The organism is Acinetobacter sp. ANC 3832 (genome assembly GCF_002135415.1).
In the GTDB taxonomy this organism is placed as follows: domain Bacteria; phylum Pseudomonadota; class Gammaproteobacteria; order Pseudomonadales; family Moraxellaceae; genus Acinetobacter.
The window spans coordinates 1-21,302 of the sequence record NZ_NEGJ01000020.1 but is presented as its reverse complement, the minus strand read 5'-3'; the positions used below and the strand labels follow the sequence as shown (position 1 = coordinate 21,302).

Annotated in this window: 18 protein-coding genes and 3 pseudogenes; 12 read left to right on the top strand and 9 right to left on the bottom strand. The window is 36.5% G+C overall.

Going from position 1 to position 21,302, the window contains the following annotated elements; genetic code table 11:
* Positions 1-167: 167 nt before the first annotated feature.
* Positions 168-1,403: an OprD family outer membrane porin gene (locus tag B9T35_RS17090; protein WP_086192401.1), complete on the bottom strand. Its 1,236-nt coding sequence runs from the start codon at positions 1,401-1,403 to the stop codon at positions 168-170.
* Between the two features lie 294 nt (positions 1,404-1,697).
* Positions 1,698-4,100, bottom strand: coding sequence for an arylsulfatase (locus B9T35_RS17080; protein ID WP_086192358.1), 2,403 nt, complete (start codon positions 4,098-4,100; stop codon positions 1,698-1,700).
* A gap of 564 nt (positions 4,101-4,664) precedes the next feature.
* Between B9T35_RS17080 and B9T35_RS17075 the strand changes: the two genes are divergently transcribed.
* The 7 genes and pseudogenes from B9T35_RS17075 to B9T35_RS18735 all read left to right on the top strand — a co-directional run.
* Positions 4,665-6,437, top strand: a complete 1,773-nt coding sequence (locus tag B9T35_RS17075) for a sigma-54-dependent Fis family transcriptional regulator (RefSeq protein WP_086192399.1) — start codon at positions 4,665-4,667, stop codon at positions 6,435-6,437.
* A 298-nt stretch (positions 6,438-6,735) separates the two neighbouring features.
* A complete protein-coding gene (locus tag B9T35_RS17070; RefSeq protein WP_086192356.1) occupies positions 6,736-8,190 on the top strand; it encodes a benzaldehyde dehydrogenase in 1,455 nt (484 codons plus the stop codon).
* Between the two features lie 61 nt (positions 8,191-8,251).
* On the top strand, positions 8,252-8,620 hold the full coding sequence (locus B9T35_RS17065) for a cupin domain-containing protein (RefSeq protein WP_086192355.1): 369 nt from the start codon (positions 8,252-8,254) through the stop codon (positions 8,618-8,620).
* 161 nt (positions 8,621-8,781) lie between these two features.
* Entirely contained in the window at positions 8,782-9,783 is a 1,002-nt protein-coding gene (locus tag B9T35_RS17060) for a formylglycine-generating enzyme family protein (protein ID WP_086192354.1), read from the top strand.
* Positions 9,784-9,985: 202 nt separating this feature from the next.
* The gene (locus B9T35_RS18885; RefSeq protein WP_086192352.1) at positions 9,986-10,144 is read left to right on the top strand and encodes a LysR substrate-binding domain-containing protein; all 159 of its coding nucleotides are present in this window, start codon (positions 9,986-9,988) and stop codon (positions 10,142-10,144) included.
* Positions 10,145-10,234: 90 nt separating this feature from the next.
* Positions 10,235-10,384, top strand: a complete 150-nt coding sequence (locus tag B9T35_RS18575; protein WP_213033377.1) for a hypothetical protein — start codon at positions 10,235-10,237, stop codon at positions 10,382-10,384.
* A 191-nt stretch (positions 10,385-10,575) separates the two neighbouring features.
* Positions 10,576-10,746, top strand: a pseudogene (locus B9T35_RS18735) (IS5/IS1182 family transposase); the annotation flags it as partial.
* 205 nt (positions 10,747-10,951) lie between these two features.
* Here B9T35_RS18735 and B9T35_RS17040 read toward each other — a convergent pair.
* From B9T35_RS17040 to B9T35_RS17025, 4 genes are all read right to left on the bottom strand, one after another.
* On the bottom strand, positions 10,952-12,361 hold the full coding sequence (locus B9T35_RS17040) for a PLP-dependent aminotransferase family protein (RefSeq protein WP_086192349.1): 1,410 nt from the start codon (positions 12,359-12,361) through the stop codon (positions 10,952-10,954).
* Between the two features lie 128 nt (positions 12,362-12,489).
* On the bottom strand, positions 12,490-12,615 hold the full coding sequence (locus tag B9T35_RS17035; protein ID WP_086192347.1) for a DUF2474 domain-containing protein: 126 nt from the start codon (positions 12,613-12,615) through the stop codon (positions 12,490-12,492).
* Between the two features lie 93 nt (positions 12,616-12,708).
* On the bottom strand, positions 12,709-13,713 hold the full coding sequence (gene cydB / locus B9T35_RS17030) for a cytochrome d ubiquinol oxidase subunit II (protein ID WP_086192346.1): 1,005 nt from the start codon (positions 13,711-13,713) through the stop codon (positions 12,709-12,711).
* The gene (locus B9T35_RS17025; protein ID WP_086192344.1) at positions 13,706-15,175 is read right to left on the bottom strand and encodes a cytochrome ubiquinol oxidase subunit I; all 1,470 of its coding nucleotides are present in this window, start codon (positions 15,173-15,175) and stop codon (positions 13,706-13,708) included. The genes cydB and B9T35_RS17025 overlap by 8 nt, the downstream gene beginning before the upstream one ends.
* A 294-nt stretch (positions 15,176-15,469) precedes the next feature.
* Between B9T35_RS17025 and B9T35_RS17020 the strand changes: the two genes are divergently transcribed.
* Positions 15,470-16,291 carry a hypothetical protein gene (locus tag B9T35_RS17020; protein ID WP_086192343.1) on the top strand — a complete coding sequence of 274 codons (822 nt, stop codon included), beginning with the start codon at positions 15,470-15,472 and terminating at the stop codon, positions 16,289-16,291.
* Between the two features lie 9 nt (positions 16,292-16,300).
* A pseudogene (locus B9T35_RS17015) lies at positions 16,301-16,551 on the top strand (transposase); the annotation flags it as partial.
* Between the two features lie 146 nt (positions 16,552-16,697).
* Here the strand turns inward: B9T35_RS17015 and B9T35_RS17010 are convergent.
* Positions 16,698-17,240, bottom strand: a complete 543-nt coding sequence (locus tag B9T35_RS17010) for a cysteine hydrolase family protein (RefSeq protein WP_086192341.1) — start codon at positions 17,238-17,240, stop codon at positions 16,698-16,700.
* Between the two features lie 84 nt (positions 17,241-17,324).
* Positions 17,325-18,209, bottom strand: coding sequence for an MBL fold metallo-hydrolase (locus B9T35_RS17005; protein WP_086192339.1), 885 nt, complete (start codon positions 18,207-18,209; stop codon positions 17,325-17,327).
* Positions 18,210-18,341: 132 nt separating this feature from the next.
* Here B9T35_RS17005 and B9T35_RS17000 point away from each other — a divergent pair, with 132 nt between their 5' ends.
* Both B9T35_RS17000 and B9T35_RS16995 read left to right on the top strand, forming a co-directional pair.
* Positions 18,342-19,304, top strand: coding sequence for a GlxA family transcriptional regulator (locus B9T35_RS17000; protein WP_086192338.1), 963 nt, complete (start codon positions 18,342-18,344; stop codon positions 19,302-19,304).
* A gap of 71 nt (positions 19,305-19,375) precedes the next feature.
* Positions 19,376-19,717 (top strand): hypothetical protein, encoded by a 342-nt coding sequence (locus tag B9T35_RS16995; protein WP_086192336.1) that lies wholly within the window; start codon positions 19,376-19,378, stop codon positions 19,715-19,717.
* A 500-nt stretch (positions 19,718-20,217) separates the two neighbouring features.
* Here B9T35_RS16995 and B9T35_RS16990 read toward each other — a convergent pair whose 3' ends face one another.
* Positions 20,218-20,583, bottom strand: coding sequence for a hypothetical protein (locus tag B9T35_RS16990; RefSeq protein ID WP_086192335.1), 366 nt, complete (start codon positions 20,581-20,583; stop codon positions 20,218-20,220).
* A 474-nt stretch (positions 20,584-21,057) separates the two neighbouring features.
* On the opposite strand from B9T35_RS16990, the pseudogene B9T35_RS16985 reads away from it, so the two are divergent.
* Positions 21,058-21,302: pseudogene (locus B9T35_RS16985) on the top strand (transposase); the annotation flags it as partial.

Genomic DNA, 21,302 nt, shown 5'->3' with positions numbered 1-21,302 from the left:
AAATTATAATGTAGTGTTCAATTTGTGGACGAGTGTCTAAAAATAAGACATTGAGTTTTTATTGTACAGCGTGATTCATTAAAAAACTTGTCTCTGTGATCAAGCGATTACAGGGACAGATAATATTCATTTTAAAAAATATATTCATTTCAATAAAGGTGAACGATTTATTTAAATTTCCACGTGTAATCAATATTAAAACGGGTTTCATTGGCAGATTTAAATGTTGGTTTTACACCGTGATTATTATCATAATTTGCATAACGACCACGGAAATTTAAACCTTTTAACATGCCTGTTTGTATTTGATACATCAAATCAAAGCCCAATTCTTTTTCATGCAGTTCTTTATTTTCTAGCCCTACAATATGATCAAGGTTAATATCTTTACCATAAGTGTAGCGTGTCATTACTCTTAGCCCAGGAATATAATCTTTAAAATTATAATCATAGCGAATGGTGTAGGCTTTCTCATTTTTATTGAGAAAATCCGTTGCCCAAGAGTCCATATAAGTTGCAGTTTCGCCACTACTTAAATAAGGCATTGCAGTATCGCCTGAGTTATGAATATAGCCTGCACTCAATTTATGATTATTTTGAGATAAGCCAAAAACTAAATTGCCATGATGGTTATCAATATTACCTGCAAGTTGTTTTCCTTCATCAAGGGTACGGAAATAACGAAAATCGGTAGACAGGCTCATTGCATCATTGATGGGATAACTGTGATTAAGTCCAGTATAATATTGTTGATAAATATCATGAAAATTGGCATGAAATAAGGTAATTTCTGTCTGTGGATTCAATGCATAATTGGCGCCTATATAATAAAGCTGATCGCTTGAGACGGGTTTAAAACGTCCATTGGCAGGGATCAATTTAATATCTTCATAATTGGTTGAATCTCGCTGATTGACTTGATCTAAGTAAGTCATTTCGAGTTTGAGATTTTTAATATCTTTTGAAACCAACTGAACCCCATGATAAGACTGAGGAAGGGCACGGCTAAACGAGGCAATGACCACGGGTGTTTTTGGAAATAATGTACCGTATTTTAATTCCGTCTCTGCATATTTGAATTTTGCAGTTGCGCTAATTTCAGCAAAGCTACTCTCCGGTTTTCCCGTGATAGGATCAAGCGGTAACATACTTGTGCCCCTTGAATGCTCTGCATCTCCCCACAGTTTGAACCCTAAACCTGCATAAACATCAAGCCCTGTACCAATTACACCTTTGGTATAACCCGAATTCATATTGAGCATAGAACCTTGAGCCCATTCTTTCGAGGCAGGTTGAGCAACACCTTCACCTATATAATTACGATCGATATAGACATTTTTTGTGATCAATGTCACTGTAGCTTGGTCGATAAAATTTGCGTGTGCAGGATTGATGGCACACATGCTTAGTGCAAGTAAGGTGAAATTTAAATGTTTCATGTTGTCATATTCCTTGAGGAGGTAAAAAGCAACGATCCTGTTGCTCGTTTATAAAGTGCTGATGCTTAAGTTTTGGTTTTTAAGGGTTTTGACCTCAAAAAGCCATAAAGTACCCATGACTTTTCAAAAAATGAAAAATCAGAAGCGAAAAAACGAAGTTTTACTCAGGATTTATAACGCCAAATTTAAAAAATCTGCTGTAGGAATCCAATTGAAGAGGCTAAAAATACAAGATTTTTAGCCAAAATTTAGCCGACCTTAAGGTGTATATTTCACATTAAGATTGTTAATTTTTCCGTTATAGGCAAATGGTGCTTGGTCATAGTAAGCCGAGGAAACAGGTGAGCCAACATCTGAACCGATGTCAAAGGTTTCATTCACCGTAAAGCCAAAAGAGACCAATTTAGGAATGGTGCCTTGTGCGACAGGTTTGCCATTGACCAAAATTTGTAAATCACCTGAGGATAAATGCTTGATCCCATCCACCGAAGGCTTTTTATTGAGTTTGACTTCAATTTTTAAATCACCTATCGGAAGTTTTTCAGCACTTTTGAGTTTGGTGCGTTCAATTTCGAAGGCGTTATATTCATAATGTAAATAACCATCTTGAATAAATAAGCTCACACCGCCACCGAAGCCACCCATTGCAAACAATACGCCATTGGCATTGTCAGGGTTTTTAACATCAATCGTTAGGTTATTATTTCTGCTTGCCAAACGTGGTGCAGTAAATTCAGGGATACGTGTAATGACCGATTTATAATTATATTCGGTGGCAGGATTGACCAACATTTTGTCAGGATGAATCATAGTATACAGTGCACCACCAATCGGTAGATTTTTATTGGCACGAGATTCTTCCATAAAATTGTTTTTTAATTCTTCCAATTTTTTAGGGTATTTTTGTGATAAATCATTGGCTTGGGTGAAATCTTCTTTAAGATTATATAACTCCCAGACGTCTTTGTTGGGTGTCCATGTTGCCATGCCCGGATTAGTTGCACTCCAAGGCACACGAGGTCCAAAAGTTCCTGCCATCCAACCATCTTTATAAATGGCACGACTGCCCATAATGTCAAAGAATTGGGTGTGTTTTTGCCCTTCAGCTTTGGCATTGTTAAAGGTATATGCCATGCTGATGCCATCTAAGGTATCTTGCGTAAAACCATTGACCACTTTTGGGGGGGTAATGTTTAGAATCTCGTAAATGGTTGGCGCAATATCGTTGACATGATGGAATTGGCTACGCATTTTTGCATCAGCTTCAATTTTTTGTGGCCAAGAAACTGCTAAAGGCTGACGTGTACCACCCAAAGTCGATGCCACCAATTTAGTGCCTTTAAATGGCGTTGAACCTGCCCAAGCCCAACTTGCATGGTACATACTACTGGTTTTAGCTGTACCTAGCGCATCAAGTCCGCCCAATTCTTCATTTAAAACACGGATATGATCATCAATTTTACTTGGAATACGATTCAGTACGAGCATTTCACTGATAGTGCCTTGGAGACCTTCGGCACTTGAGCCGTTATCGCCCCAAATATAATAGACTAAAGTATTATCCCCAATCCCTGCTTCATCAAGACCATCGAGCATACGTCCAACGTTATAATCAGTATGTTCAACAAAACCTGCGAAGACTTCCATTAAACGTGTTTGAAATGCGCGTTCATTCTGCGGGATACTTTCCCATGCAGGCAACGAGTCAGGGCGTGGAGTGAGTTGCGCATTTTTAGGAATAAACCCTAATTTTTTTTGTCTTGCAAAGGCTATTTTTCGATATTCATCCCACCCAGCATCAAACTTACCTTTGTATTTATCTGCCCATTTCTGATCGACTTGGTGTGGGCCATGTACAGCACCAGGTGCCCAATACATGAGTAACGGTTTATTAGGATTTAAGGTTTTTTGGGTTTTCATCCAACCAATCATATTGTCGGTTAAATCATCGGTTAAGTGATAAGCACCCTGTGAAGTTTTGGCAGGTTTATCAACGTATTGGGTATTTAAAATTAAAGATGGGTCATATTGAGAGGCTTCACCGCCAAAGAACCCATAAAAATGTTCAAATCCATAATGTGTTGGCCAATAGTCAAATGGCCCTGCTTGGGTGGTGTGTGCCGTCGGTGTGTTATGCCATTTACCAAAAGCTGCGGTGCTATACCCATAATTTTTAAGGACTTCTGCGAGTGTTGCAGAGGTTTTTGGAATAACGCCACTAAAACCATCCCAATCATTGGCAAGTTCAGTGATTTGTCCATTGCCGACACGTGTGTGGTTACGACCTGTAAGCAAAGCCGCACGAGTAGGTGAGCACATTGCCGTGGAGTGGAATTGATTATACGAAATACCTTGTTTGGCAACACGGCTCAGGTTGGGTGTATGGATTAAACCACCATAGGTATCGGGAATACCTGGACCCACATCATCCAAGAGAATAATTAAAATATTCGGTGCATCAGCAGAGAGTTTTTGTTGTTCTATTCGACGAATATGCGTGGATTCTTCCATTGTATCTTTTGCGATACTTGCTGAAGGTACCAATGGAAAAGGCAGAACATCCTGTGCAATGGTAATGACAGGTACGCCCAAAAAAAGGCTCGTTAAAGGAAGAATAAAAAGACAGCTTGGCTTAATCTTAAATTTGCTTAAAATTTTCATCAATGTAGTTCCCTTACATCAAATATAAAAGTGGTTCGGCTATATAGTGGTCACACAGCGCTGCGTTCTAATCACTTTATTAGCATGAAGTATGCCAATTGATTAAATGCTATTAAATCAATAGTTTGAATTTATATGTTCGATTCTTATGTTTAGATATTTGACGAATTATTTTCGAGGTGTCCAAATTTAAAACACAGGATTGAAAATAATTTGGCATTTTATAAACGTAATTCATTTGAGAATTTATATTTTTAAAAAAAATATTTAATTTGATCTGAATAAAATTTTTAATTAATTCAAGTGGATTTGTTTTTTATTTTTTTAATATTAAATATATATTTATTATCAATAAGTTGTTTTTAATTTAAAGTTCAGATTTTAAATGTATTTAATTATGCTTTAAATGACTATTACCAAGTATTCCTATTTATTTTATAATCTATAGACAACATAAAGTCATCATATTGAAATAAATAGATTTGCCTTATGCAATGATATTGAATGGAAGTGATTATTTTTTGTACTTATCGATCATTATATTATGTTCTTAAAGGGATTTTTATGAATAAATTGATTGAGCCGCCATCATGGGAAAGCATAAAGTATGATTTTTTTGAATCAGGTATTCGACCTGAACTTGAATTAGATCAGTTGCCCATTCTAGATTCATGGCAAAAAGCTAAAAATGCAGGTTTGACTCCACATAATTCTATCGTTAATAAACAAAATTTTGAAATTCAATCATTAAGCTATGATGATCAACAGCTTGCTCGGCTGACACAGCCTTATCTCGAGGATATTTTTAACTTATATAAGCAACAAAATATCAGTGTTTTTCTGATTAATAATATGGGTTTAATTGTCAAAGAGTTACATGATGATTCTACTGATGGTTTATATGATTTTCTGAAGGTAGGTCGTGTTGTCTCAGAGGAAAACTTTGGTACGATTGCACCGATTTGCAGTATAGATTCACGTTTACCGATGGCTTTAAATGGGCATCAGCATTATTTAAAAGAATTTTCTTCATTTTCATGTGCCTCTGTGCCCATTTTTAATGGGCGAGGTGATATTCTTGGTGCTTTAGATATTACCTCTAAAATTTCAATTTCAACAGGGAATTGGCTGAATCATTTATTACATCAGTCTTATAAGTTTGAAAATGAATTTATTCGTAATACGCAAGAAGCAACTTATTTCTTATATTTTCAAAATACTCCCGATTTAATTGGTGGCGCTTATTCAGGTTTAATTGCTTTTAATCAGGATAGTTATATTACGCATATGAATCAGGTAGCAAGTCAATTGATTGGCTGTCAGATTAAAGATGCTATAGGGGCTGAAATTACTCAAATTTTTGCCAATATAGAAGCGTTAATGCATCACAGCAGTGATATTCATTTATTAAAGAAAAATGATCATGCATTTTGTTATGCCAAGATGATTCATCCGCAGAAAAAAATGAGTCAAGTGGGTGATATTAAATTACAAAAATGTATCCGTGCCATTCAAGCTGATATTCCTATTTTAATTACGGGGGAAACAGGGACGGGGAAAGAATTCTTAGCGCAACAAATTCACGATCAATTTAAAAAACTACCTTTTATTTCAATTAACTGTGGTGCGATTCCTGATAATTTACTTGAGTCTGAATTATTTGGTTATGAGGGTGGTGCATTTACAGGTGCGAAAGCCAAAGGTCAGATTGGCTTGGTGGAAATGGCAAATGGTGGTTTTTTATTTTTAGATGAATTGGGTGATTTACCTATTCATTTACAAGTCAAAGTGTTACGTGTATTGCAAGACAATACGTTTTATCGGGTTGGTGGTCGAACCGCATTAAAATCTAATTTTAAACTGATTTGTGCAACCAATCGAAATTTAAAAAATTTAGTCGATCAAGGGCTATTTCGAAGTGATTTATATTATCGTATTCGAGGTTATGAAATTGAGTTAAGTCCGCTGAGAGATCGGGATGATAAGCTCACGATTGCAAATTCCATTTTGGAAAATTTGGGTGATTATCGTTATTCGGACAAAGTTAAAGCACAGATTTTAAATTATGCATGGCCGGGGAATATTCGTGAATTAATCAATGTACTGAAAATATCTGCGGTTTTTTCAGATGATTTGATGATCACTGAATTACTCTTGCAGGACGGAGCGCAAGTGACAACACCATTAAAGATTGAGTCAACATCAGACCTTGATGGATTAACACGAGAAACCATTAAACGTGTCTATCAAGAAGAAAATATGAACGTGACAAAGGTTGCCAAACGACTTAATATTTCAAGATCAACGGTTTATAAATATCTAAATTTATGCCGATAGCGCAGTGAATACAGGCTAATTCACATGCATGATTTCGTTTTATCCATCACAGATGGAAAAGCAAAAAATGAAGTGTCTAGTATTTGGACAAATTATTTTTAGGATGTGTGAAAAATATAGACAATAAAATATCACATTTTATATGTTTATGATTTTTATTAAAATAAATTTTGGCATGCTATATGCTTATACTTAATATATCTAACACAATATATTGGTTTTTACCTATATTGGAAGGGATTTCGATGTAAATCGTGATTGTGTTTTGATCACATTTAAATGAGTTAAGGATAGAGAAATGAGCATATTAGCAACTGAAATTTGGGAAAATCGTTTTTTTAATGGTCAATGGGCAGTCGCAGAAAAAAACTATGCGGTGACCGAAGTGGCAACGGGCGATCAGTTGGGTGTTATGGGCTATGCTCAGCCAAGTGATGTTGAGTACTCCGCACAACAAGCGAAAGTCGCCCAAGAAAAATGGTGGGCATTGTCATACCAAGAACGTGCACAAATTTTTGAAAATGCGATCCAAGTGGCGATTGATCATAAAGCTGACATCATTGAATGGCTGATCAAAGAAAGTGGCTCGATTGTCATGAAGGCAAGTTTTGAAACGGATTTAGCCATTCAAGCGCTTAAAAATGCAATGATCTTACCATCGAGTGTTCAAGGTTCAGTATTGCCAACACAAAATGGAAAATTAAGTTTGGCAAAGCGTCTACCACTTGGTGTAGTTGGTGTGATTTCACCTTTTAATTTTCCATTGTATTTAGCGATTCGTGCGGTTGCTCCTGCCTTAGCATTAGGGAATGCCGTGGTGTTAAAGCCTGATGAACGTACAGCTGTATGTAGTGGCTTTGTAATTGCACGAATTTTTGAACTTGCAGGTTTGCCAAAAGGTTTACTGCATGTTTTACCGGGAGGAGCTGAGGTTGGCGAAGCCTTGGTGAATGATCCGAATATTGCGAGCATTCAATTTACAGGTTCAACTGAAGTAGGTCGTATTATTGGTGCAGGTGCAGGGCGTACACTGAAAAAAGTGTCTTTAGAATTAGGCGGTAAAAATTCACTGTTAATTTTAGATGATGCTGATATTGAACTTGCGTCACAAAATATTGCTTGGGGAGTATTTCTGCACTCAGGGCAGATTTGTATGACTTCAGGAAAAATATTGATTCATCAATCTATTTTTGAAAAAGTAAAACAACGTGTGGTTGAAAAAGTCCAACAATTGAAAATGGGTAATCCAATGGATCCAAGCGTGAACATTGGCCCATTAATTAATCAAAGACAGTGCCAACGCGTCGAAGGTCTTGTTCAAAGTGCGATTACTGCGGGTGCAAAACTCGAAGTCGGTGGCAAAGCAAATGGTGTATTCTTTGAACCAACGGTGTTGTCTCAAGTTACGCAAGACAATCCTATTTTCGAACAAGAAATTTTTGGCCCTGTCGCTGTCCTTATGCCATTTGCAACTGATGAAGAAGCGATCGCATTGGCCAATATGGGCGATTATGGTTTATCTGCGGGCATTATTACTTCAAATGTCAGTCATGGCATGCAAGTAGCACAATCTTTAAAAGTCGGTCTATTACACATCAATGATCAAACGGTCAATGATGAAATACTGAATCCTTTTGGTGGTTTTGGTGCATCAGGTAATGGCACACGCATTGGCGGACCTGCAAATGTGGATGAATTTACCCAATGGCAATGGATGACAATTCAGGCGCAAGCACCGAATTACCCATTTTAATCATTACTCATTTTTAACGTAATGAATTGACAGCATTTAATGGAATAAACAGGAGTTTCACATGGACAATCATTCACAAGTGATCACAATGGATAGCAATCGTATGCCTTGGCAGGAGTTACCTATTCCTGAACTTGATGCGAGTATTTTCATGAAACCGTTGTTTTTAGACAATATGACGGGGATGTCTATTTCTAAAGCCTGTTATAAAGCAGGTTTTATGAATAAATCTCATACGCATCATTGTGCACACGGCATGTATGTTTTAGATGGCATTTTAGTGACTTCGGTTGGGGAATTTGGTCCCGGAAGTTTTGTATGGTTTCCTGAAGGTGAAACCATGTTTCATGGCGCTCAAGAAGATAATGATGTGACTTTTTTATTCATTACCGATAAGAACTTTGATATTCATTATAACGATCCTGAATAATGAGCATTGTTTGAAAGAAGCCAAAAAATGAATGCATTTTTTGGCTGAGATTCAGTTGCACTATCTTCAAAATAGCGTAGCTGAATTTTGTGATGATGTTGCAATAGTTTCGAATTGTTGTAACGAAGCATCGTATCAATTTGCTGTATTGAGTAAATGTCATGAAAAATAAATCTCCTTTAACTTCTGTGCTCAGCCTAACAGCCATTGTGCTACTTTCAGGTTGTAATGCCAAAACGGATCTAAACCCAACCGAGCAAGGCAAAACTGCTTTGGGAAGTTTAGAGAAATGTCAGGCTTACAGCGGTTTACCGCAACAATGGTTGCAAAATAAACATGCTGGTATGGTACGGATTTCAGGTGGAACTTTTCAGATCGGGAGTAATGATCATTATCCTGAGGAACGTTCACTACTGAAAAGTGAAAGAAAAGTGGATGACTTTTGGATAGATACCACTGAAGTCACCAATGCGCAATTTCGAAGTTTTGTTCAAGCCACGGATTATGTGACGGAAGCAGAGCAACAAGGTGAAGCTGCTGTATTTACACCACCCACGCAAACCGCAGATGAATTAACATGGTGGCAATTACAGCCCAATGCCAATTGGAAACAACCGACAGGGCCGAATTCAAAACCCATCGCTGAGCATGAACCTGTGCGCATGATTACGCTGAAAGATGCTATGGCATATGCAAAATGGTTAGGACGTGATTTACCCACGGAAGAACAGTGGGAATATGCAGCAAAAGCCTTTAGTCATCAACGTGATGTGAGTGCTTCTTCAGATAAAGACCATGTAAATGCCAATGTATGGCAAGGTGAATTTCCATATCATAACGATCAAACTGATACTTTTGCTGGTGTTGCACCTGTAGGATGTTTTGCTGCCAATGGATTTGGGCTTTACGATATGATTGGTAATGTGTGGGAATATACCCAAACGCCATTTGTGGGTAGCCATGACGACCATATGGGGACAGAGCAACAATTGCATGCACATAAGCCACAAGCATTCAATAACTATACAATTAAAGGTGGTTCATATTTATGTGCAGACAATTATTGTGCACGATATAGAGCCGCAGCACGACATCCGCAAGAAAGCGATTTGGCAATTAGCCATGTTGGTTTTAGAACAGTTAGAAATGCTGAATTACACTAGGGTATGTCCTTATTTAGCTGAGTCGAGGTTCACTTCGTATTGCAACTGCACCAACATTTACCAGTTACTTAATCGGCCCCTTGATCGCTGAATTTTATTAGAGTTCCCCAAACCACCTCGCATATACAAGAAATTTCAAAAGAAAAAATCGAAGCGTTATTACTCAATGATGAAATTGATATAGGAATAATTTGAAGCGGGAGTGTCTAATGAGATCAAAAGTATTGCATTGCTAAATGAAAATCTGGCAGTCGTAATGTCAAAGCAGTATCCTTTGGCAAAACGGAGCACTTTGACATTTTCAGACTTGGCTCAAGAAGTTTTGATTCTTTTAAATTCAAGCTTTGCGACACGAAAGTAAATTGATCATGCTTTCCGTGAGGTAGGATTTTATCCAAATATTCAGATGGAAACTAGCTCAATTAGTGCTATTTTGGAGATCATCCAAAGAATGCCACTTGCGACAATTTTACTTGCTGCAATTAGCAATAAAAAAAATAATTTAGTATCGATCTCTTTAGCAATGCAACAAATCGAGAGAACAGCTGTATTAATGCAAAGAAAAGGAGGAAGGAAACCTCAGCATCACGAATGTTTGTAAAGATTGCGGAGGAATTGGTGCAGAAAGAGAAATTTTTAAGTCTAATAGACTTTGTTGCAGAAACCTATTCTTGGAGACTTATGCGGTAATATAATTTCTACATGAATAAACCGACGTATAAAATCTATCGTACAACCAATTGGTCTTCTTATAATCGAGCCTTGATTAATCGCCTAGAAAGAGCAATTTGAAAAAAGTGGTCTGGATACCATCGTCGAAGTTTGGTGGAAACCAAGATGCATTGCATCAAATTATTAGGAGATAAATTAACTGCAAGGAGCTTTCCTAGTTAGGTGAATGAGATTCATGCACGTGTGGCAGTTCTGAATAAATTTATGGAGTTAGGCCGACCCCATACCTAGGTTACATCTTAAATTTGAGTGGCTTCGAGAAGTTTTATCTTTAAAAGCTTTATGCAAAAAAGCCTATTTATACTGAGATTATGTATCAATTTCACAAAGTGAAAGATACATATAATCACCCAAAAAGGGGACCTTTTTTAAGTTATGAAAGAAATCTATTATACGGGTTGAAATTCGCCATGATACAAATCATTGAGCTTAAGTATTAAACCACTATCTTAAACTCAGTGATTTGTTGAATCAGTTGATCTAAGGCGGCTTGCGTATGTTCGTTTAATTCAAATGAACAATTAATTCGAATGTGATGCGGTGTTTTATTAGTTCGATAAAATAATGCACCCGATGCGACTCCAACCTTGTGTTTCAGCATTTCATGGTAAATCAAATTGCTGTTAATTTGCTCAGGCAATATGATCCATAAAAAATAGCCTGATGGATAATAATGTACTTTATATTCCTCAGATAATCTTTCAGTGAGATATTGATAATACTGATTTTTAAAACGTTTAAGGGTGTTGCGCAAAGTTTTTAAATGCTTTTCATAATAACGGTGTGATAGATAGTCCACCAAAGCATTTTGAATAAAAGAGTTGACCGAGAGGGTGCTCATTAATTGTAAATGCTGAATGTTTTCTGAAAACTTTCCTGCATAGACCCAGCCAATACGAAAACCAGCACCCAAGGTTTTAGAAAATGAAGAACAATGTAAAACTAAATTCTGTTGATCAAAATACTTCATCGACAAGGGCTTTTTATGATCAAAATAGAGCTCTTCATAGACATCATCTTCAATCAGATAAATTTGATGTTTCTGTAGTAATTTTGCCAACTGTAATTTAATTTCATCACTGACTGTAAAACCAATCGGGTTATGGCTGTTCAACATCAGTAAGCAGGCTTTAATAGGGTAATTTGACACAGCATTTTTAAAAGCCTCCAAGTCCAAACCGTATTCAGGATGTTCAGGAATGGTGATGACTTTTAAACCCAAATGTTCCGTGGCTTGCCATGCACCGTAGAAAATGGTTTCTTGCAAAAGAATATAATCGCCTGGCTGGGTCAAGGTTTGCAAGGCAAGATTGAGTGCATCTAAACCACCAGAAGTAATGACAATATCAGACGGATCAGTAGGGATTCCTTGCATACAATAGCGCTGTGCAATAAGTTTGCGCAGTTCCAAATTACCTGGCGGTAAACTTGGCATCTGCTCATAGCTTAAGCGGTGTTTGGCGCGTTGTGCCAAGCTTTGCATGAGTTTAGGAGAATACAATAATTGACTGTCAGGAAAGGCGATACCAAAAGGCACAATATCTTTGGACTGAATTGATTTTAAATAACGAAAAACGGTAGAGTTAATTTCAATTTTTTCATTCAGAATCACCGTCTTGGCAATTTTTACACTGTTTGGATCTTCGGCAATAAAATAGCCCAGTTTTTCTTTGGAATAAATGAGTCCTTGGGCTTCTAATTCTTGATAAGCGTTCATGACAGTGATTAAGCTGAACCCTGAAACCTGTGCTTGTTGACGCAAAGAAGGTAGCTTTTCATTGGCTTTCCATGCACCGCTTTCGATCAGATGCTTCAAACTAAGTGCAAGTTGTTCTGATTTATACATGGTAAACGACTCAAATGATTCACAAAGGAAATATGGATAGTACAGACTATCCATATTTTAAGTTTTGCTGTAGCAATGAACAAAGGCTAGATTTTGATATTTAAAAATTGAGCCCAAATTGGTTTAATTTATGGATAAGCAAAATATAACAAGATTTTAAATACACCTGCAATAAGCGCCAACCCTAGAAAACCGGTCAGCCATAAGCAGACAAACCATTGTGTGGAATTCATCTTGTTGAATATTCTAGGCATTAAAAACTCTCCATCACATTTTTGATTCAATCTGGTGGCTAAGTCTTAGTCGCCAGATGATACGAAATAGACTGAATGAAAACTGTTGAAAACTTAATGATAACCGTCATCACCAATTCGAACTTTGGCGCGGAATACCCAATAGGATAAAAAGGTATAGGCAATAATCATTGGAATGAGAATCACAGCACCGACTAAGGTAAATTTCAAGCTTGATTCAGGTGCAGCCGCCTGCCAAATGCTGACAGATGGCGGAATAATATTGGGCCATAAACTGATCACGAAACCCGTAAAAGCAAGGAATACTAAAGCTAAGGTGTAAATGAAAGGCTTAATTTCATTTTTATCTTTGCATGCATTTAAAATGGAGCCTACAAAATAGAGGACCAAGATTGGTACAGGGCTAAAATAAAAGATATTTGGAAAAGTAAACCAGCGATTGGCAATTTCTGAATGCGTCAGTGGCGTATATAAACTTACACTTGCAAAAATCAGCAGCAGTGCAATCAGCAGCTTAGGCATAAATTGATACATATGCGCTTGCAATTTAGCTTCTGTTTTCCAGATTAACCAGCCGCAGCCTAAAGTCGCATACATGACAACTACACCTAGGCCAGTAAAAATAGAGAAGGGTGTTAACCAATCCCACGCGCTGCCGCTATAAATGCCATTGGTGGTTTCAATTCCTTGAATATAAGCGCCTAAAATTACGCCTTGGAAGAAGCTCGATAAAATTGATCCCCAAATAAAGGCTTGATCCCATAAATACTTGGTTCGTGTTGATTTAAAGCGGAACTCAAATGCTACACCTCGGAAAATCAGTGCCACGACCATAAAGGTGATAGGTAAATACAGTGCAGACAATACCGTTGCATAGACCAAGGGAAAGGCTGCAAATAAACCAGCACCGCCGAGCACCATCCATGTTTCATTGCCATCCCAGACTGGCGCAATGGTATTCATCATCACATCGCGTTCTTGATGATCTTGAATGAACGGGAACAAAATCCCAATACCTAAATCAAAACCATCCATAATCACATAGAACAGAACTGCTAAACCGATAATCCCGACCCATACTAAAGCTAGATCAATCATGGTGATTCTCCTTTGTATGGTCAGTTTCGGATTTGGGCTGTTCGGTACTGTTATCAAAGGCATCGTCGACTGCACTGAGTGGGCGCAGTGGTGTTTTGAAATGACCAAGACCGCTATTTGCAGGTTCCAAGCTTTCTATGAATGCAGGCCCTGTTTTAATGAGCTTGAGTATGTAATAAATACCACTACCGAAAACGACTGTATACACCAGAACAAAAATGATGAGACTCAAACCGACTTGATCGGCCGTTACCGTATGAGATAAAGCATCTTGTGTACGCATCACGCCATAAACGACCCAAGGCTGACGTCCAACTTCAGTAGTGACCCAACCCGCAAGCAGTGCGATATAACCTGTAGGTCCCATAACGATAGCAAACTTATGAAACCATGAAGTTTCATAGAGGTGTCCAGTTTTACGTAACCATAAAGCAGCTAATGACAGTAAAACCATTAACATACCCAGACCGACCATAACGCGGAAGCTCCAGAATACAATTGGTACATTAGGCCGATCTTCTTTGACAAAGTCTTTTAAGCCGGCGACTTGTCCTTTCATCGAGTGGGTTAAGATCAGACTTCCCAAGTTTGGAATACCAATTTCAGCCGCATTTCGTTCATTTTCCACATCTGGTAATGCGAACAGGAGCAAAGGCATACCATGATCATAATTGGTTTCCCAATGACCTTCGATTGCAGCCAATTTAGCCGGTTGGTACTTCAAGGTATTTAAACCATGATTATCACCAATTACCACTTGTAGACATGAAGTGACAAGGACCATCCAAAGGCCCATAGAGAATGATTTTTTAACCAACTCATCACGACGGCCTTTAAGTAAATGCCATGCTGCAGTTCCGACAACCAAGAGTGAAGACACTAAAAATGCTGCTGTTGCCATATGGGCAAAGCGATAGGGGAAAGACGGATTAAAAACGATGGCCCACCAGTCGGTTGGGACAATGATGCCATTCTCGATCGCAAAACCTTGAGGGGTTTGCATCCAACTGTTGGATGATAAAATCCAAAACATGGAAATACAGGTGCCAATCGCCACCATCAAGGTTGCAAAAAAGTGTGCTTTGGGACTGACTCGTCCCCAGCCAAACAGCATAATTCCAAGAAATCCTGCTTCAAGGAAGAAGGCACTTAGCACTTCATAAGTTAACAACGGACCAGTAACTGAACCTGCGACACGGGAAAATTCACTCCAGTTGGTACCAAACTGGTAGGCCATGACAACCCCAGATACTACGCCCATACCAAAAGCAACGGCAAAAATTTTAATCCAGTATTTAAATAAATCTTTATAAACCGCATCTTGGGTTTTTAGCCATTTCCATTCTAATAATGCAAGAAAACACGCCAAGCCAATGGACGTTGCTGGGAAAATAATATGGAAAGAGACAGTGAAAGCAAATTGTATTCTAGCTAACTCTAATGCTGTTAGACCTAGACTCATAGCTAAGCTCCTTAAAAGAGGGTGAGCTGATAACAAGTATGAGTAATTTACTGAGAGATAATGACTCAACAATAAAAAGTTTCATAACTAGGAAGCAATCTATATTGCCAATTTAATACATTGTGAAGATTCTATAAGATTTGAGTAGGTACAAAAAATATGGATAAAAATATAACAGCGGGAGCTTAATCGAATTCTTGTTATATTTTCTTCTAGGTTTTTTGTAGCTACATCTCTGGTATAAATTCGTTGAGAATATATGTAATGAAGGGATGAAAGACCTGAGGTGTAGCTGTGTTTATAACTGAAAAATTAAATATCATTTCAACATTGATTGAGAAGCAAGAATTTTCTGAAAAACTGCAAAAAATGCTTGAGCAACATTATGTCAATTTGGAAGCAACATTATTGCGCGCCAAGGTTTTACGCGAATTTTCAACCTCAAAAATGCAGTATATTTCTCAGTCTGCCATTCAAACAGAACAAGCAAACCTTGGCTTTTTATTTGCCCCCTTTATTTTGGTAAATCTTAATCAAAGCGTGATTTATCATAGTCCTGCAACTATTCCTGTACTCAATATTCTGGGCCGTTATTATCAGGTGGAACAAAAACAAAATTTAAAAATTGATGAAGTGTTGTCCGCGTTGAATCTGTATTTGGATTTGGCTGAAACTTCATTGAGTAAGGCCGATTTTTTCTATTTTTCTTTAATTAAAGCTTTGTGCCGTTCGGATGTTTCTCAAATCTTTTTAATCACGGATTTAAAGCTGGATATTTCGAAACTAGCTGAGGTGGAAAAGTTCTTTAGAGTTGTGATTCATTATATTGAGACAGACCCCCATGATAAAATAGTGAATGAGGCTGAACTGAATCTGCGTAAATTATTATTTAAAAACAAAGATGATCAATATATTGCATTGTGTGAAAAATTCTCAAAACTGAATGCTCAGTTGCTGCTGTGCTATGCCAGTTATACCAGCGCACAAGCTGCGCACTTGGTGAATGATATGTTCTACGCGGAACATATTCATGAAAAATTATCGGTCTATGCGGAATATATGCAAACCCGTTTACAGCATAATGCCAGCAAAATGAATGCACAATTTTTAGCTTGATGCCTGCCTTACCATCGCCAATGGTGTAAACTGCATATCGGCATAGATGCTAAAATCCTACAAATACGAGCTGTACAGTTAACTACAAATAATGCCAGTGATTCACAAGTACTCGGCGATTTACTCAATCAAATTCCATCTGATAAGCAAATTGATTCAGTCTATATCGATATAGTCAGATCAATGAAATTCATGTAAGTGTGGCAATTCTGAATAAATTTACGGAATTAGGCCGACCCCATACCCAAGTTGTCACTTAAACTTAGCTAACTTGAGGAAAGTTTAGCTTTTGAATGTTTGTGCAACAAAGCCATGCGAAAATATCAAAAAAATTACTAAAAATGGGAGCTTATGATCTGCCCCCCATTTTTGACTTCGTATCTGGTGTATTTAGTAAATCTTAATTTTAACCAATATAATCTTCAGTTGATATCACTTGAGCATAAGCAAATTCAAAAGCGGCCATTAATGTTGCATGGACATGACCAGCAGGTACTTTGATGCCATTAAATTCTAGGTCTAGCGTTGCACAAGCATCATGAATCACTTTTACGTTATAACCAAAATCAGAAGCAGCACGAACAGCAGCATCAACACACATATGGCTCATAGCACCAATCACAACTAGCTCAGTCACTTGATTGGTATCTAAAATTTCTTTGAGAGTAGTGTTTAAGAATGCATTAATGTGGTTTTTAATGACCACAGCTTCATCTGCTTGTGGCTTAACTGTGTCCTGAAATTCAATACCGTTTGAGTTGGGTTCAAATATAGGAGATTCAGCATTAGCAATATGTTGGACATGAATAACTTGAGTACCTTCTTGACGGGCCTTAGCAATCACTTTCATTGCATTAGCAGCAGCTTGTTCAATATTTACCAATGGTAATTTACCTATAGGTAGATATTCATTTTGTAAATCGATCACTAATAAAGCAGATTTTGACATGACATTTCCTTTATTTAATTAATATTTGTTTTAGCTTATGATTTTAAAGAAGTGGAATTATTCTACTTCTTTAAAAAAATTACTTTAGAAAGAAAGCGTTTCACCATCGATTGGAATCAATACTTTATCTTGAATACCTTTGGTTTCTACATAATCTGAGAGTTGAGCACGTGTCAAAGACATATGATTAATAGCATCCATATGAACCGCAACAATTTTAGCATTAGGTGCTTTTTGAACAGCGTGATAAGTGTCTTCTTTCCCCATAATAATGGATTCTTTAAACCCATCCAGTAATGCATTACCTGTATTTAATACAATGACATCAGGGTTAAATTTTTGAATTGATTGATCAATTTCTGGACGCCAAATCGTATCTCCTGCAACATAAACTGTTTCATGACCTGCTGCTTCAAAAACCATACCCATCGCTTCACCTAAACTAGCTTTGAGTTCAGCATTAAGATACATTTCATCAGTACCATGTTGACCACCAATTTTAGTTAACTGAACGCCTTGAAAAGTCGTTTGAGTTAAAATGTGGACATCTTTAAAACCCTGTGATTGAATCGTTTTTTGATCTTGTTTGTTTTGTACAAAAATAGGCATATTCTTTGGAATAGTGGCTTGCGCTGCATCATCCCAATGATCTAAGTGAGTATGTGTAATAATAATCGCATCTACGCCTTCGAGAATCGTTTCTGGTTGAATCGGTAGATCTACCAGTGGGTTACGTAAATAACTACGATATGTATTCGGGAAGCCTTCATAAAAGCCCTTTTTAGCAAACATTGGATCAACTAAAAAAGTGGTGTCTGCATAAGAAACTTTGATTGTTGCATTACGAATTTCTTGTATATGTGTAACTTTAGAAGTATCTCGTTCAACCACTTTATCATTCGCATATAAATTGACTGAAGCTATTGTTAGAGATAGTGCAATAACAGAGCTACTTAAAAATTTATTCATATTCCAAATCCAATTGTTTAGTAATAGATAGATCATGATCGAAATCCGCTGATAAAAAAACTGTCCTTAAAGACAATCATCGAAACTATTAGGACAAAATGATATATTGATTATTTTAGAGAGGTAAATTGAATGGCTATACCTGTTATTGGGCTGTTCGTTTATCCCAACATAAATCCATTTCACTTTTCAATTCCTCACATTATTTTCAATATTAAAATTCAGGATAAGCCCTTATTTGACCTTAAAATATTTTCTATAGATGGTAAGCCTGTCAAAACAGACCAATCCATCATGATTATTCCTGATGGTGGAATCGAACTTATGAAAGAGTCGGATCTCATCATTATTCCTGGATGGGATGATTTTAATCGTAAGCCTGAACAGTTACTTATTCAGGAGTTAAATTGGGCATATCAAACTGGAATTAGAATAGTGGGATTATGCTATGGGACTTATGCATTAGCATATGCTGGTTTACTCGACCATAAAAAAGCAGCTACACACTGGATGGCTGAACAAGATTTCAGTGAAAGGTTTCCACAAGTTCATCTCGATCGTGATGCCCTCTATGTAGAAGACCAAAGAGTGGTAACCTCAGCTGGAACAGGCGCAGCGTTAGATTGCTGTCTCTATTTGGTACGTGAAATTTATAATGCACACATTGCAAATAAAGTATCTAGAATAATGGTAGTCCCACCTCATCGTGAAGGTGGACAAGCTCAGTTTATTGAACAGCCTGTAGCAAAATCGAGCCAAGATGCTCAGATTAATCTCTTACTTGATTTTTTAAGAAAGAACTTATCTATACAGCACCGTATTGAAGACTTAGCTGAAAGGGCACATATGACTCGTAGGACGTTTACACGCCATTTTAAGAAAGCGACAGGAATGACGTTAGTGGATTGGCTGAATACGGAAAGAATCAGGTTAAGCTGTGAACTATTAGAAACCACAAGCTTGTCTATCGAAAAGATAGCTGAGCTTTCAGGATTTAATAATACTGTTTCATTTAGAAAGAATTTCCGTGAAAAATACGGCACTAGTCCTCAAGCATGGAGAAAATCTTTTGGAATCACGAGTGACGATAACTAGCTCCATTTAACATAATTGGCAAAATCATAAATAATCGCTTCAAAAACAATATGATTTTTTTATGATCAGTTTTGATATATTTCACCATTAAATATGATTATTTATTAATCAATTTTATAATTTCAACTGAAATCTTTGCTCAAGAAAAAGAAATATCACTAGAAATTTATACTCGTACTGCTTTCAACGATGTTTCTCTTGCTGATTCTCAAATTCTCACAAATATGTTGCAGGGCATTACTCAAAACAAACTCAAGTCTTTTGAAAATGCCTTGGTTAAACCGAAAAAAATACAAGATCAATCTATCGCTGAAATCTTTATACAAAAAATAGCCATACCCGCTAAAAACACGGCAGTAAGTGGTCTTGAATCCCCCTTTTATAATATGCGGGTAGCGATGCACAAAATATGATCTAAAAAGGGCGCTTTTAAATGATTTATTTGGATTTTTCATTTCAGCCATTATTCGTGCAAAGACTTTTTAATCAATGCCAGTAAATAGACACGTATGGCGAACAACTTCATACAACAGGAACATAGGCAGTTTAGATAAATCTGATTTTTTGTTTATGCGTGGATCACTGGAGAAGTATTTAGACCAGATCCGAGAACTAGAAACAGATAACCATGAAGAAATAGACCAACTCAAATTATTCTTTATCAAACTAGACCATCACATAGACCGACTTAGATAGCGCAGGATTTTGAATAACGAATATTATGTTCATTAGGATAGTCAGCAACGTGAATCTTGGATATTATTATTCACGTTGCTGATCTGTAGCTACAACTAAGTTGCGTAGGCTACAGTCTTAGATATTTTATTTAACATAATATACATTATGCGAAATAATATATATTATTGAGCTTTAACTTCTTCAAATTTGCCGTACGTTCATTTAATTAAACTTGTTACTCAAAATTAATTAATTTTGTAACTGTGTCAAATGATCCTAATGTATTTATAAGTATGCACTTATCATCTTCTAATTTTAGATAAATGTTAGATGTAAATATCTCTCTAAGATCAACCTTTCCTTTAGTCTGAATTTCTATAATTTCATTCATTCTATTGTTTAGTTCAATCACAGTATTTATAAGTATTTCAAATAATATATCTTCAAAAAAATCTGCAACAACGCTACTTATATCAATCTTTTGATAGCTCACTTTTACATTTATAATTTTTTTTATTTCGTTTCTTTTTAATAAGTTATAATCTAACCAGTTAGAATTAATTAAATGTTTTACATGCTCATATTGATAAAATGTCCACATATTATTGTGAAATTGAGCTCTGGACGTCGTCCAACAGTATTCTCTTTTTCTTTCAGCCCATTTACAATTACTTTTTAGATGAATAATTTCAATATATTCAAGGAAGCTATTAATTAAATTATAGAAATTAAAATTATTTAGTTTTTCTTTTTGTAATTTATTCTTATAAAATTCTATTATATTATTAATTTCCCCATTAAATTTTTTTAAAAAGGCTAAGATTTAATCATTATCATAGATTTTAACTCTATAGACATTTTCATTTAAATATGGAAATAAAAAAATAATCTCCTTTGGGATGAGAAAAATATAATTAAAAAAATTTATTATTTCTTTTATATTTTTTTCATTTACTGCGGATATCGTATTACCTGTAATTATATGGTATTTATTATTTTCTTCTTCTAAACCTATTAACCAGTCTCTTATTCTACAGAAACTTGACCCTAAGAATTTATGTTTTATCCTTGGCCAAGAATGGTCACTGGCTTTGTCCAAAGTCTGATTAAGCTTTGCGGATTAGATTGGATAGCGCCAGATTATTCCACACTGTGCAGAAGACAAAGGCATATCGATATTGTGATTGGCTATCAAAAAAGTAGTGATGGACTACATCTACTTGTTGACTCTACTGGTCTAAAGTTTCTAGGTGAAAGTGAATGGAAACGAAAGAAACATCAACCTGAATATCGTCGCCAATGGCGTAAACTCCATATTGG